The sequence below is a fragment of the Pseudomonas muyukensis genome (assembly GCF_019139535.1).
Taxonomy (GTDB): Bacteria; Pseudomonadota; Gammaproteobacteria; order Pseudomonadales; family Pseudomonadaceae; genus Aquipseudomonas; species Aquipseudomonas muyukensis.
This window is the reverse complement of the sequence record NZ_CP077073.1, coordinates 4,122,257-4,135,933: the sequence shown is the minus strand read 5'-3', so window position 1 is coordinate 4,135,933 and position 13,677 is coordinate 4,122,257. Positions and strand designations below refer to the sequence as shown.

Genomic DNA, 13,677 nt, shown 5'->3' with positions numbered 1-13,677 from the left:
GCGCCGTTCCCACCAGGCGCCTTCAGGACAAGGGTGGGCGCGGCGCTGCGCCGATGGCACTTGCCTGGCGATCGCTGGCGTCGAGCTGATGCAGCTGCCCCAGCCGGCTGCGGGTGCGCATCAGGTCGGTGAGCGTCCCGCCGAGGCTTTCGGCCAGTGCCCGCTTGCCGATCAGGGTTAGCTGACGGTCCTGGTCGTACAGCACGTCCACCAGGTTGATGAAGCGCTGTTGCGCGGCCAACGAGCACGCGGCCAGGTCGTCCAGGCCGTCGATGATCCAGTGCTCGTAGCGCGCGGCCAGCACCAGGTAGTCGATGACCGCGGTGGCTTGCTCGCACAGGTCGCTGAAGGCGAACATCACCTGGCCGTCAGCCTCGGCCAGCACCCGCAGCGGGCGCTGGTTGATCTGCAGCAGCACAGGCTGCACTGGCGGTACAGCCAAGGCCTGGCGTTGCGCCGCGTTCCCCGGCCAGAGGTAATGCCCCTGGGTGAACCGCTGCTGCGCGCGGTTGGCCGGCAGGCTGCGAAAATCGGTTTCGCCGTCGACCTCCAGCACTTGCATATGGCGGTTGATCAGGCGGATCACCGGCAGGAAGCGTTGGTGATAAAGCGGGTTGGGCAGCAGCCCCTCGGGGGCATAGTTGCTGGTCAGCAAAAGAAACACACCGCGCCCGAACAAGGCATCGAATAAACGGGTGAGCAGCATGGCGTCACCGATGTCGTGCACGTGAAACTCATCGAAGCACAGCACCTGCACATCGCCGAGCAATTCATTCAGCGCTGCGCCGAGGGCATCGTCCCGCAGGCGGTGGCGGTGCATGCCCTGGTGCAGGCGGGCGAAGAAGTCATGAAAGTGCAGGCGCCGCTTGGCGGGTGTCGGCACGGCCTGGAAGAAACCGTCGAGCAACCAGCTCTTGCCCCGCCCCACGGCGCCATGTAGGTACAGGCTGCGTGCCCGGCCGTGGTCGAGCGCAGCCAGTTGCCTGGCCATGGCCTCGATGACCCGGCGCTGGCCGGCGCTCAGGGTATAGCCGCACGCCGCCGCCCGGCCCTGGAAATCGTCGAGCAGGGCGATGGGCGCAGGGCTGCGGCGGCGCAGCACGGCGGGTATCCAGGTGGGCACGGTGGCTTCCTCGCGGTCGAAACAGGGCAGCGCGCAGCTTGCGCGCGCGCAGGCATTTTGACCAATCGAGAAAATGCCAGGCAATGATCGTGAAAGGTGATAGGTCGCTCAGTCGGTACGCGCCAGTTGCCGTTCGATCATGTACTTGATCGCCAGGCGGCGTTCCTTGAGGTGGCGCAGGTCTTCGTCCTCGAAGTTACCCGCCGAGATCGATTCGGCGGCCAGCACCTGGTTGTCGATGTCGACGTACTCGTCGAGCAGGCGATCGAGTTGCTGGTCCTGCTGGCGGCGCTGCTGGACGATTTCGCGAGGGTAGTGCAGGTCCTGGTAGAGGTCATGGGAAACTGGCATGGCGCCCTCCTTGTGAATGCGCAGATAGGTCTCTACCTGATTGGAAGGGGCGCAGCCGAATGTGTTGAAGCGAGGCGGTGGAAAAGCGACGAATGGCGCATGAACCACGGGTCGCGCTGCCTGGCACTGGCTGCTGCGGTGTTCGCCGGCGAGGCCGGCGCCTGCGGGCAAGGAGGCGAGGTAAATCGACGGAAAATCGGCAAAACTACTAACTTGCTGTTTTCCTATGATTTTTTTTAAAAAAAAGCTTCCCACCTGAGAAAAACGTTGTTAAAGTGCGCGCCATTGCTGAGCAGCGACACACGCAGCCACAGCAGTCTCTACAGGGGCGTCGCCAAGCGGTAAGGCAGCAGGTTTTGATCCTGCCATGCGTTGGTTCGAATCCAGCCGCCCCTGCCATATTTGAAAAAATCGCCGAAAGGCGATTTTTTCGTTTCTGCGTGGGTAAAAGTCCGCCGCCAGGCGCGCCGGACACCGTCTAGCGCGGGTCGAGCAGCTCTGCCAGGGCCTGGGCCAGCAGCTGTTCGCTCACCGGCTTCTGGATCACCGCGCTGTGCGGCAATTCCAGCCCTTGGAGTTCTGCATAGCCGGTCAGAAACACCACCGGCAGCCTGGGGAAACGCTCGCGGGCGGCCAGCGCCAGTTGCGCACCGTTGAATTCCGGCATGGCGAAATCGGTGAGCAGCAGCTCGACCTGTTCATCGAGCAACGCCAGCGCCTGCTCGCTGCTGTGGGCCTGACGCACGTTGCAGCCATAGCGGCGCAGGACGTCGCCAATCATTTCGCGCACCAGGTGGTCGTCATCCACCAACAGCACATGGCGGTCCACCACGCGTTGCGCCAAGGCACTGGAAGTGTCCTGTTCGGGGGCGATCTCCACGGCCTGTTGATGGACCGCCGGCAGGTACACGGTGACCTGGGTGCCACGGCCCGGTGCAGTCTCGATGCGAACCCCACCACCGCTTTGCTTGGCGAAGCCGAACACCTGGGCCAGGCCCAGGCCCGAGCCCTTGCCGATATCCTTGGTGGTGAAGAACGGCTCGAACACTTTGGCCTGCACCTCCTCGCTCATGCCGCAACCGCTGTCGCGGATCGACAACACCACGTATTCCCCTGGCTCCGGGTCTTCTGGGCGATGCGGCCGGGCGCTGACCCGGTTGTTGCGGGTACTCAGGGTCAGCTGGCCGCCCCCGGGCATCGCATCGCGGGCGTTGATGGCCAGGTTGAGGATGATCATCTCGGTCTGGGTCGGGTCGATCAACGCCTGCCACAAGCCGGGGTCCAGGTCCAGGCGCACCGAGATGCTGCCGCCCAGGGTGCGCCGCAGCAGTTCTTCCAGGCCAGACAGGGTGCGGTTGAGGTTCAGCGGCACCGGCTCGAGCCTTTGCTTGCGCGAGAACGCCAGCAATTGCGCGGTCAGCTTGGCGCCGCGCTCGCCGGCTTCGCGAATGTGTTGCAGGCGGCTGTGCGCCTTGTCCACTGAACCGCGCTCCAGGTCGCGCTGCAAGAAGCTGGCGCCGGTGAGAATCACCGTCAGCAGGTTATTGAAGTCGTGCGCCACTCCGGCGGTGAGCTGACCGACCGCTTCCAGGCGCTGCATCTGCTGCAACGCGGCCTCGATACGTTCGCGTTCGGCGATCTGCTCACGCAGGCGCGCGTTGGCTTCGGCCAGCTCCAGGGCGGCTTCGCGCTCGCTGGTGATGTCGCGGGCGACCACGTAGAGCATGCTGTCATCCGGCACCACCACCCAGGACAACCAGCGCTGCTGGCCGGCGGCGTGCAGGATGCGGCCGACGAAGCGGGCGCTGGTGCGCCCCAGCGACAGCGCCGCGAGCTCCGCGAGAAAACCGTCCTGGTCGGTTTCAGGCAGCAGCTGCAACAGCGAGATGCGTCCCAGTTGCTCACGGGTAAAGCCCAGGCTGGCTTCCCATGCTGGGTTCAGGGCCACGGGGGTCAGGTCCTTGTTCAGCACCGCCAGCAGGTCCTGGGACAACTCCCAGGCGCGGTCACGCTCCCGGGTGCGGCGCTCGACCCGCTCGCCGAGCATCTCGTTGAGTTGTTCCAGCGCGCGGGTGGCCTGGCGCTGTTGATGGATGTCCTGCAATACCCCGGAGAAACGCACGCAGCGTCCGTCGACGAACTGGGTCTGGCCGCTGGAAAGCAGCCAGCGTGGCTCCAGCCCAGCCGGCTGGTCGATGCGAAACTCGGCGCGATACCGGCCGTCGCTGTCCGGTTGCATGGCTTGCTCGACGGCGTCGCGCACCCGCGCCCGGTCGTCTGGGTAGATCCCGGCATAGAAGACCTCGAGGGTCATCTCGGTATCGGTCGGCAGGCCGAACAAGGTCTTGCAGCGGTCATCCCACAGCAGCAGCTGGTCCTGCGGGCGGAAGTCCCAGGTCCCCATGCCTGCCGCGTCGATGGCGATGCGCGCCCGCGCCTCGACGTCCGCCAGCGCTTCTTCGGCGCGGCGCCGGCGCTGGCGCTCCTGCACTTCGGTCATGGCCCTGCGCACGGCCTTGGGCAGCAGCGGCAGGTTCTTTTTCAGCAGGTAATCGGTAGCGCCCAGGCGGATCATCTCCACCGCGTGCTCTTCGCCATAAATGCCGGAGAGGAAGATGAATGGCACATCCGGCGCCAGGCGCTGGGCGATCGCCAGCACGTCGGTTCCGGATGAACCTGGCAGCACGCAATCGCACAGGATCAGGTCATAGCTGGCTTCGAGCAGGGCGTGTTCCACGCCGACGTGGTCGAACACCAGCCGCGATTGCACGTGCAGCCCACTGCGCTCCAGACGCAGCAGGGTCAGTTCGGCGTCCATGCTGCTGTCTTCGACCAGCAACAGCCTGATGGGCGTGTTCGGCATCGTCGCGGCGCTCAATGCTTGCTGCGCCGGTTCAGGCGCAGCGAGCCGGGTGGTGGTTCATTGAGCACGGCCCAGAACACCCCCAGTTCGCCAATGGCGGCGACGAAATCCTTGAACTCAACCGGCTTGACCACATAGGCATTGACACCCAGCTCATAGGCCCGCAGCAGGTCCGGCTCTTCCCGCGAGGAGGTCAGCATCACGGTGGGGATGCTGCGCAGCTCTGCGGTATCGCGCACCTGCTTGAGCACTTCCAGGCCATTGACCTTGGGCAGCTTGAGGTCCAGCAGCAGTACGGCGGGGTTGCCGTCGTCGCGTTCGGCGTAGCTGTTGCGGCGCAGCAGGTAGTCCAGTGCCTCGGCGCCGTCGCGCAGCACGATCACTTCGTTGGCCAACTGGCTGCGCTCCAGTGCAAGGAGGGTCAACTCCAGGTCCCTGGGGTTGTCTTCGACCAGCAGGATAGGTTTGAGCATGTGGGTAACGGTGCCTCAAGAGTGCGCTTGGAAGCGCGGAAGTACGAAATGGAAGCTGGCGCCCTGGCCAGGTTGGCCATCGGCCCAGACCCGACCGTCATGGCGTTCGATGATGCGGCGCACGCTGGCCAGGCCGATACCCGTGCCCTCGAAATCCTCCATGCGGTGCAGGCGCTGGAACACCCCGAACAGCTTGTTGGCGTAGGTCATGTCGAAGCCGACGCCATTGTCGCGGACATACACTTCCGTCTCCCGCTCGTGTTGCACGGCGCCGACCTCGATCCGCGCCGGGGCACGGTCGCGGCTGTACTTGATGGCATTGGACAGCAGGTTGTGCAACACCATGTTGATGAACGCCGGGTCGGCGATGACCTTGGGCAAGGGGGCGACCTCCCAGATGACCTCACGCCCCTGGTAGTCGGGCTCGAGCTCGACGCGGATGCTGTCGACCAAGGCATTGAGGTCGACGTCCGACAGGCGCAGGGCGGAGCGTCCCATTTGCGAGAAGTTTAGAAGATTGTCCACCAGCGAGCCGGCAAAATGCGCCGCCTCGCCGATGTGGGTGAGGAAGCGGCGACCGCGTTCGCTCAAGTGTTCGCCTTCGATCTCGCCGAGCAGTTCCGAATAGCCGGCGATATGGCGCAGTGGCGCCCGCAAGTCATGGGACACGCTATAGGAAAACGCCTCGAGCTCCTTGTTCGAGCGCTTGAGCTCGCCGGCCAGTTGCGCCAGTTCCTCGGCCTTGCGCAGGACGATACCGAGCACAGCGCTGCGCAGCTCGAGCACCGCATCGAGGATCATCGGGCTCCAGGGCAGGCTGAAGCCGCGCACCACTTCCTGCCAGCGGGCGAAACTGTGGCGCGGGCTGAGTTGTCCCAGGGGGCTGATGGCCTTGTCGGGACGCCCGGCCCAGTTGACCCGACGCACCTGCTCCGGGCGGAACCACACCAGGTAGTGCGAGTGGATCTGGGAAATCGCCACGGCCAGCACACCGCCGACCTGGTCGGCCAGTTCAGGCAGTTCGTCGATGTCCCGCCCGACATTGTCGGTATGGAACACCAGCTCGTCCCCCCGGCGGGACAGCCAGTGCACCAGGGCGGTGACCTGGGCCTGGGAGGGCGTGTCGCCGATCAGGTCGCAGCGTTCGGCGCTGATGATCGCGGCGCCGCTGGCGCCGGCGAAGGCCAGCAGGACCTCGGGAAGGTCGAGCAGGCCTGCGCTGACACTGTCGTGGTCGGCCATCGAGGCCAGCATGCGCACGATGCGTTCGCGCAGCGCCAGTAACGTGCGGGTGCTGTCGTGGGACTCGCGCGATTCGATCTGCAGCGACAGCACGCTGGCCAGCAGTTCGCAGGCGGTGCGGGTCTGGAAGTCGACGGCGCGGGGTTGCGCGTGGTGGCAGGAGATCAGCCCCCACAGCCTGTCGTCGACCACGATCGACAGCGACATGGACGCCAGCGTGCCCATGTTGCGCATGTATTGCAGGTGCACGGGCGATACGCTGCGCAGCGTGGCGAAGCTCATGTCCAGGGGGCGCCCGGTGCGCGGGTTGAGGGTCGGATGCAACGGCGAAGGTTGGTAGTTGGCGTCCTCGATCAGGCGGATGCGGTTGACCCGATACAGCTCGCGGGCCTGGCGCGGAATATCCGAGGCCGGAAAGCACAAGCCCAGGTAGCTGGGGTAGCCGGGATCGGCCAGTTCGCTCAGCACCGTACCGTTGCCCTCGCTGTCGAAGCTGTAGGCCTTGACCCGGCCGAAGCCGGTGATGCGTTTGATCTGCTCGACCGAGTGCTGCAGCAACTCTTCGATGCTGTTGGCCTGGTGCAAGGTGCCGACGAAGGCGCGCACCAGTGGGTAGTAGTCGCCCTGGAGCGGCCCGCTGCGGCGCTGGCTGGGCTCGAACTCGAGGATCAGCAGCTGCTCGTGGCGGTGCGCGAGTACCCGCAGCAGGCCCTGGCAGGGCGCGTCCTGGCGCAGGTGCAGATCGCCGATATGGAAGGGAAACGCCTGCGCCTCGGGCAGTTGGGCCAGTTGGTCGCGCAGCTCGAAGCCTTCGCGCACCAGCGCGCGGAACGGCATGCCGAGCACTGCGCTGGCGCGCAGGCCGAGCCACTGCTCGACGTTTTCGCTGGCCTGCAGCACCTCGAGCGCGGTCTCGTCCAGCACCAGCAGGAACCCCTGGGGCTGGATGCTGCCCGGGACCTGGATCGGTTCCTCGGCACAGCGCTCGATGGCTTGGTCCAGTGGTGTGGGCGCGTTGCTCAAGGGAAAACTCCTGTCAGGCCTGGGCACGGGTTGCAGCTTGCCATGCACGGTATCAGAAGGCCGGTCGTTTTGCCGGTGTCTGGGTGTTGGAGGGGCGATCGGCGCAGAGGTTTCGTTGAACCCTGTGGTCGGTAGGCGCCAGCCTGGCTGGCGCAGCACTCGCCATTTTCATTAATGCCAAAGAAGGGTAGGGCTGCGCGTTCGTCAGCCAATCGCGCTGCTACGCTCAAGCTCAAGCCCTCCAGACAAGGAACCCGCTGGTGTTGGAACGCGTAGTCGCCGTGCTGCTGGCCCTGTGTGCCTGCTCCAGTGCCCTGGCCGCAGACTTTCTCGTCGAGGTCCAGGTGTTGGTGCAGCGTGGCTGCATGCTGGTCGGCCAGCAACGCGATGCCGGTGCCCAGGCCCTGGGTGTCGTCGACCTGGGGGCCGCGCCGCGCCTCGATGGCGCCGATGCGCCCTTGAGCGGCGTGCTGCTCAGCCAGCGTCCGCCACGCCTGGAATGCAACCCCGACACCCCGTACCAGGTGCGCGTCGACGGCGGCCAGCACGGCGGTGTCGGCGAGCTGCGCTACCTGGCCAGCAGCGACGCCCGATCCCGGCCGATCCCGTACCGCCTGTACGCTGACCCCAGCTGGCGCCAGCCGCTGGCGGTGAATGTCGCACAAGCGGCGCGGGTCCCGGACAGCGGCGTGGTGGAACTGCCGCTGTACGCCAGGATCGACAAGCTGGCCTGGGTCCCGCGCGCCGGGCTGTACGCCGACCTGCTCAAAGTCACGGTCACCTGGTAGGAGGAGGCACCGCCCATGGACGCGCTGCACCGCACTTCACTGCTGTTGCTCACCCTCGGCCCGTTGTTGTTGCCCGGCGGCGTGGCCCATGGCAGCAGCACCGGCTTCATCCAGGCGCGGCTGGTGATCAGTGCCGCCTGCCAGATCAGCAGCGACCCGCAGCAGCCGGCTTCGCTGGGCAACCCTGGGCTGCTCGACTTCGGCGCCCGCGGCCCGACCTGGGACCGGCCCTTGACCAGCCGGGTCGACGAGGCGGGCGGCGAGGGCAGCCTGCAGATCAGTTGCACGCCCCAGGTGCGCGCTTTCAGCGTGCGCATCAATGGCGGCCTCAATGGCGGCGACGGCGTGCGCCGGCTGAGCAACGGCCGCGAACTGATTCCCTACCAGCTGGCCATCGACCCAGGCGGCAACAGCCGCTACGGCATCGGCCAGGCGCGAACCTTCACCATCAGCAGCACCCAGCAAGTACCTGTGCCCATCTACGGCGTGGTCATCGCGCAGCCGCGCGCGCTGCCCGCCGGGCTGTATCGCGACACCCTCAGGGTGACCCTGGACTGGTAACACGCAAGGAGATTCCGATGCCCACCGCTATCACCCGCTGCATCCTCGCCGGCCTTGGCCTCGCCCTGGCGGCCCAGGCCCAGGCCGCCACCGTGACCGGCACCATCAGCTCGACCCTGACCTTGACCGCCGCTTGCCAGGTCAATGGCACCGGCGGCACCTCGGGGCTGAACTTCGGTAGCCTCAACTTCGGCACCCAGGACTCGCTGTTCACCACCGCCAACGGCCAGGTGCTGGGCGGTGGCGGCGGGGCCATGAGCATCCTCTGCTCGGCGGGCACGGTACCGGCGATCAAGGTCGGCGCGGGCATCCACGACGGTCAGTCCGCCGGTGGCACCCGGGCCCTGGCCGATGGTGCCGGCAACTTCGTGCCCTACGACTTCTACACCGACGCCGGGCACACGCAGTTGCTGGCCGTCGACGGCATCATCACCCTGCCGACCAGTACTGGCGTTGCGCAGACCGTCAACCTGTACGGCCAGGCGCGCGGCAAGGCCGGCTTGCCGGCCGGGGTGTACACCGACACGGTGGCGGTCGAGCTGAGCTTCTGAAGCGCATGGCGCGGCTGCTGGCGCTTGGCCTGTGCCTGGCGCTGGCGCAGGGCACCCAGGCGGCCACCAGCAGCACCTTCCAGGTGAGCGCGCAGATCGCCGCCGGCTGCCTGGTGGTGGGCGGCGTGACGGCCTACGGCGTGCTCGATTTCGGCACCCGCTCGGCGCTGTCCACCGCCACCTTGAGCAGCGCCCTCGGCGGCACCACGGTGACCTTCCAGTGCACCCCCGGCGTGGCCCTGAGCATGAGCCTGGACGGCGGCCAGAACAGCGCCGCCGGCACGCGCAACCTGAAACGCACGGGCGGCACCCAGCTGCTGGCCTACCAGTTGTTTCGCGACGCCGCGTTCAGCCAGAGCCTGGGCATCGGCAGCAGCGTGGCGCTGAGCTACAGCGATCCGACGGCGATCAAGCTGCCGGTCTATGGACGCACCACCCTGACCGGCACCCTGCCGGCCGGGACCTATACCGATGTGGTGCAAGTGACGGTGAGCTGGTGAAGCCGCCGGCAACCACAAGAACCAGCAAGGAGAGAGGCATGGGGGCAGGCGCGAAGTGGGCGCGAGGAATCATCGGGGTGTTGTGGCTGGCCAGCGCGCCGGCCTTCGCCGCCACATCGGTGCTGATCTGGCCGATCGACCCGGTGCTGGAGGCCGATCAGAAAGCCGGTGCGTTGTGGCTGGAGAACCGCGGCTCGGCGCCGGCCAGCCTGCAGGTGCGGGTGTTCGCCTGGCGCCAGGGCGAGTACCAGGAGCAGTTCCAGGCCCAGCGCGACATCATCGGCAGCCCGCCGGTGGCCACGATCGCGCCGGGCCAGAAGCAGCTGATCCGCCTGACCCGTACCGCCAGCTCGCCGGCCGGTCAGGAGCTGGCCTATCGCATCATCATCGACGAGATCCCGTCGCCGTTGCCGGCCGACGCCGCCAGCGAGGGGCCCAAGGCGGCGATCCGCCTGCAGATGCGCTACTCGGTGCCGCTGTTCGTCTATGGCGAAGGGCTGTGGGGCAAGCCTGATCCAGAGGGCAAGCGCAGCGCCGAAGGGGTCGGCAAGCCGCAACTGAGCTGGCGCGCGGTGACGGTACAGGGCAAGCCCTATGTCGAGTTGCGCAACACCGGGCCGGTGCATGCGCGGCTGACCGATGTGGTGCTGCAACAGGCCGGCCAGGACAAGCCCCTGGTCGAGGGGTTGCTTGGCTATGTGCTGCCTGGCGCCAGCATGCGTTGGCCGGTGCCGGTCGCCCCGGGGGCGGCCAGCGTGCTCAAGGGCCGGATCAACGGCCAGGAGGTGGCGCAGGCCATCAGGCAAGGCCAGTAACCCAGGTGTGAGGCTGTCGCAGGGGCCAGGGAGGACCCGCCCATGGTTGGAAATCGTGTGTGAGCTGGGTGCGGGTGGCGACGCACCGGTTGTGGCTGGGCCTGGCGGTGCTGGGGCCCGGCAGCGGTGTGGCCGACGCGCTGCCGCCACCGCCTTCGGAAAGTGCGGTGGTTGCCGATGCCACGCTGTACCTCGACCTGCTGGTGAACCAGGTGGCCAAGGCTGAGCTGGTGCCGGTGCAGCAGCGCGCCGGGCGCCTGTACCTGGGCAGCGACGTGCTGCGCGCGGCGGGCGTGACGCTGCCGGGCGATCCCCAGGGCGAGCTGGCGCTGGAGGATATCCCAGGCCTGCACAGCGACTACGACAGCCAGAACCAGCGCCTGCTCCTGCAAGTGCCACCGGCCTGGCTGCCCGACCAGCGCGTGGGCGATCGCAACCTGTATCCGGCCAGTGCGGCGCGCACCAGCTTCGGTGCCTTGCTCAACTATGACGCCTACCTCAACGACACCGACGAGGGCGGTACCTACCTGGCAGCCTGGAACGAACTGCGCCTGTTCGACGACTGGGGCACCTTTTCCACCACCGGCCAATGGCGCCAGTCGTTCAATGGCGCGCAGAGCCAGACCCGCCAGGGCTTCCTGCGCTATGACACGACCTTTCGCCAGACCGACGAGCAGCGCCTGCTGACCTACGAGGTCGGCGACCTGGTCAGCGGCGCGCTGCCATGGACCACCTCGGTGCGCATGGGCGGCCTGCAGCTGTCGCGCGACTTCGGCGCGCGGCCGGACCTGGTCACCTACCCGCTGCCGGCGTTCGCCGGCGAGGCGGCGGTGCCGACCTCGCTGGACCTGTTCATCAATGGCTACAAAAGCAGCAGCACCGAGCTGCAGCCCGGCCCCTACACCCTGACCAACGTGCCGTTCATCAACGGTGCCGGCGAGGCGGTGGTGGTGACCACCGACGCCCTTGGCCGCCAGGTTTCGACCACCTTGCCGTTCTATGTCACCAGCAGCCTGTTGGCCAAGGGCCTGTCGGACTTTTCGGTGGCCGCCGGCAGCCTGCGCCGCGACTACGCCGTGCGCGACTTCGCCTATGGCCCGGGGGTGGCCACGGCCAGCCTGCGCCATGGCGTGTCCGACTCCTTCACCCTCGAGACCCACGCCGAGACCGCCGAGTCGATGCAGCTCGGCGGCCTGGGCGGCAACCTGCGCCTGGGCACCTATGGCGTGCTCAACGCGGCGCTGGCGCAGAGCCGCTTCGACGGCGACAGCGGCCAGCAGGTGGCGCTGGGCTACCAGTACAACAGCCGGCACATCGGCTTCAACTACCAGCGTATCGAGCGCCACGGCGACTATGCCGACCTGTCGTTGGTGGACAACCCCTTCACCCGCCTGAGCCGGCGCAGCGAGCAGGCCACCCTGAGCCTCAACCTCGACCGCTACGGCAGCCTCGGTGCCGGTTATTTCGATGTGCGTGCCGGCGACGGCACGCGCACGCGGCTGCTCAACCTCAGCTGGAGCAAGCCGTTGTGGGGCAGCAGCAGCCTGTACCTGTCGGCCAACCGGGAAGTCGGCGACAGCCAATGGGCGGTGCAGGCGCAGCTGGTGATCCCGTTCGACCTGCGCGGCACCCTGGCCTTCAGCGCCGAGCGCAGCAAGGACGGCCAGGACCTGCAGCGGGTCAACTACAGCCAGGCGGTGCCGGTGGGCGGCGGGGTCGGCTACAACCTCGGCTATGCCACCGGCGGCAACACCCAGGACTACCGCCAGGCCGACCTGACCTGGCGCCTGCAATCGGTGCAGTTGCAGGCTGGGCTGTATGGCAGCAGCGGCGAGATGACCCGCTGGGCCGATGCCAGCGGCTCGCTGGTGCTGATGGACGCCGGGCTGTTCGCCGCCAACCGCATCGACGATGCCTTCGTGGTGGTCAGCACCAATGGCTATGCCGATGTGCCGGTGCGCTACGAGAACCAGCAGATCGGCCGGACCGACCGCAACGGCCATTTGCTGGTGCCGTACAGCAGTGGCTATTACCGGGGCAAGTACGAGATCGACCCGATGGAGCTGCCGGCCGATATCCTCGCGCCGCAGGTGGAGCAGCGCGTGGCCGTGCGCCGGGGCAGCGGCTACCTGCTGGAGTTCCCGCTCAGGCGGGTGCTGGCGGCAAGCCTGGTGCTGGTCGACGGCCAGCAGCAGGAACTCAAGTTGGGCAGCCGTGTGCTGCACCAGGAAAGCGGCGGCGAAGCGGTGGTGGGCTGGGATGGCCTGGTGTACCTGGAGAACCTCGCTGCGCACAACCGCCTGCAAGTGGACAAGGCCGACGGCGGGCACTGCCAGGTGGCGTTCGACCTGCCCGAAGGGCAGGGGCCGATCCCCTTGATCGGCCCGTTGGTGTGCCAGTGAACGGGTTGCGCCGCTGTCTGCTGGCCGTGCTCCTGCTGCCCGGCCAGGCCTGGGCGCTGTGTTCGTCGGTGGCGACCACGCCGGCGGCGTTCGGCACGCTCAACTCGACGCTGGTGCGCACCACCGTGCAGACCGCCTCGAGCAGCAACTCGGGCTTGCAGTGCACCGGCTCGCTGCTCAGCCTGCTGACCAGCAACGACCACTTCTACGCCACCATCACCCCGGCCTCCGGCGGCCTGGTCGGCCCGACCGGCGATGTCATCAACTACACCTTGTACGCCGACAACAGCGTCAACTACCCGATCACCCGCGGCGTGGCCTTCGACTTTGCCCGCAATGGCATCATCGACCTGCTGGGGCTGCTCAACGGGCCGACACCCAAGGCCGTGCCGATCTACCTGCGCACCCAGGTCGGCAGCAACGTCGCCGCCGGGTTGTACCAGGAGACCCTGACCGTGGCCTGGAGCTGGAACTACTGCTCCGGCATCGGCATCGGCAGTATCTGCCTGGGCCGCGACATCGGCAGTGGCAGCAAGACCCTCAATGTCAGCCTGACGGTGAGCAACGATTGCCAGATCACCACCCCCAACATCAGCTTTGGCAGTGCGCCGGTGGTGGCCGGGTTCGCCGCGGTCAACCAGAACGTCAGCCTGTCGTGCACCAAGGGCAGCAGCTACACGGTGGGGCTGAACGACGGGCAGAACGTCTCGGGCGGGCGGCGGCGGATGAAGTCCGGGGCCAACAACTACCTGGCGTACGACATCTTCAAGAGTGCCGGCGCGGTGCGCTGGGGATCGGTAGGCGCGGCGCGGCGGGCCAGCAGCGATGCCGATGTGAATCCGGGCAATGGCACCGGCACCGGCAGCCAGGTGTTCAACTACAACGCCAAGGTCTACACCGACCAGGCCACGCCGCCGGCGGCGAGCTATACCGACAGCGTAATCCTGGATGTGCAGTTTTGAGTGACACCACAAAGGTGGGCATG

General features: G+C 67.1%; 12 protein-coding genes and 1 tRNA gene. 8 read left to right on the top strand and 5 right to left on the bottom strand.

All coding sequences use genetic code 11. The annotated features are described in order from the left end of the window. Positions 1–22 precede the first annotated feature (22 nt). A complete protein-coding gene (zapE, locus tag KSS95_RS18170) occupies positions 23–1,123 on the bottom strand; it encodes a cell division protein ZapE (protein ID WP_225935526.1) in 1,101 nt (366 codons plus the stop codon). 108 nt (positions 1,124–1,231) lie between these two features. Continuing rightward, entirely contained in the window at positions 1,232–1,474 is a 243-nt protein-coding gene (locus tag KSS95_RS18165) for a hypothetical protein (protein ID WP_217848462.1), read from the bottom strand. A gap of 324 nt (positions 1,475–1,798) precedes the next feature. On the opposite strand from KSS95_RS18165, the gene KSS95_RS18160 reads away from it, so the two are divergent. Continuing rightward, positions 1,799–1,873, top strand: a tRNA-Gln gene (locus KSS95_RS18160). A gap of 79 nt (positions 1,874–1,952) precedes the next feature. On the opposite strand, the gene KSS95_RS18155 is transcribed toward KSS95_RS18160, so the two are convergent. From KSS95_RS18155 to KSS95_RS18145, 3 genes are read right to left on the bottom strand one after another with little or no spacing between them, the layout of a single operon-like run. Next, on the bottom strand, positions 1,953–4,337 hold the full coding sequence (locus KSS95_RS18155; protein WP_217848460.1) for a response regulator: 2,385 nt from the start codon (positions 4,335–4,337) through the stop codon (positions 1,953–1,955). 11 nt (positions 4,338–4,348) lie between these two features. After that, the gene (locus KSS95_RS18150; RefSeq protein ID WP_217848459.1) at positions 4,349–4,810 is read right to left on the bottom strand and encodes a response regulator; all 462 of its coding nucleotides are present in this window, start codon (positions 4,808–4,810) and stop codon (positions 4,349–4,351) included. A 15-nt stretch (positions 4,811–4,825) separates the two neighbouring features. Continuing rightward, positions 4,826–7,075, bottom strand: coding sequence for an ATP-binding protein (locus KSS95_RS18145; RefSeq protein WP_217848458.1), 2,250 nt, complete (start codon positions 7,073–7,075; stop codon positions 4,826–4,828). Between the two features lie 260 nt (positions 7,076–7,335). On the opposite strand from KSS95_RS18145, the gene KSS95_RS18140 reads away from it, so the two are divergent. The 7 genes from KSS95_RS18140 (at position 7,336) to KSS95_RS18110 (ending at position 13,654) form a co-directional block, all read left to right on the top strand. Next, complete coding sequence (locus KSS95_RS18140) at positions 7,336–7,863, top strand: Csu type fimbrial protein (protein ID WP_217848457.1); 528 nt, start codon at positions 7,336–7,338, stop codon at positions 7,861–7,863. A 24-nt stretch (positions 7,864–7,887) separates the two neighbouring features. After that, a complete protein-coding gene (locus tag KSS95_RS18135) occupies positions 7,888–8,424 on the top strand; it encodes a Csu type fimbrial protein (protein ID WP_217854022.1) in 537 nt (178 codons plus the stop codon). A 17-nt stretch (positions 8,425–8,441) separates the two neighbouring features. Continuing rightward, positions 8,442–8,975: a Csu type fimbrial protein gene (locus KSS95_RS18130; RefSeq protein WP_217848456.1), complete on the top strand. Its 534-nt coding sequence runs from the start codon at positions 8,442–8,444 to the stop codon at positions 8,973–8,975. 5 nt (positions 8,976–8,980) lie between these two features. Next, the gene (locus tag KSS95_RS18125) at positions 8,981–9,475 is read left to right on the top strand and encodes a Csu type fimbrial protein (protein WP_217848455.1); all 495 of its coding nucleotides are present in this window, start codon (positions 8,981–8,983) and stop codon (positions 9,473–9,475) included. 38 nt (positions 9,476–9,513) lie between these two features. Continuing rightward, complete coding sequence (locus KSS95_RS18120) at positions 9,514–10,290, top strand: fimbrial biogenesis chaperone (protein ID WP_217848454.1); 777 nt, start codon at positions 9,514–9,516, stop codon at positions 10,288–10,290. Between the two features lie 68 nt (positions 10,291–10,358). After that, on the top strand, positions 10,359–12,692 hold the full coding sequence (locus tag KSS95_RS18115) for a fimbria/pilus outer membrane usher protein (RefSeq protein ID WP_217854021.1): 2,334 nt from the start codon (positions 10,359–10,361) through the stop codon (positions 12,690–12,692). Further along, positions 12,689–13,654 (top strand): Csu type fimbrial protein, encoded by a 966-nt coding sequence (locus KSS95_RS18110; RefSeq protein ID WP_217848452.1) that lies wholly within the window; start codon positions 12,689–12,691, stop codon positions 13,652–13,654. Before KSS95_RS18115 ends, KSS95_RS18110 begins: the two co-directional genes overlap by 4 nt. The last annotated feature ends 23 nt before the right edge of the window (positions 13,655–13,677 follow it).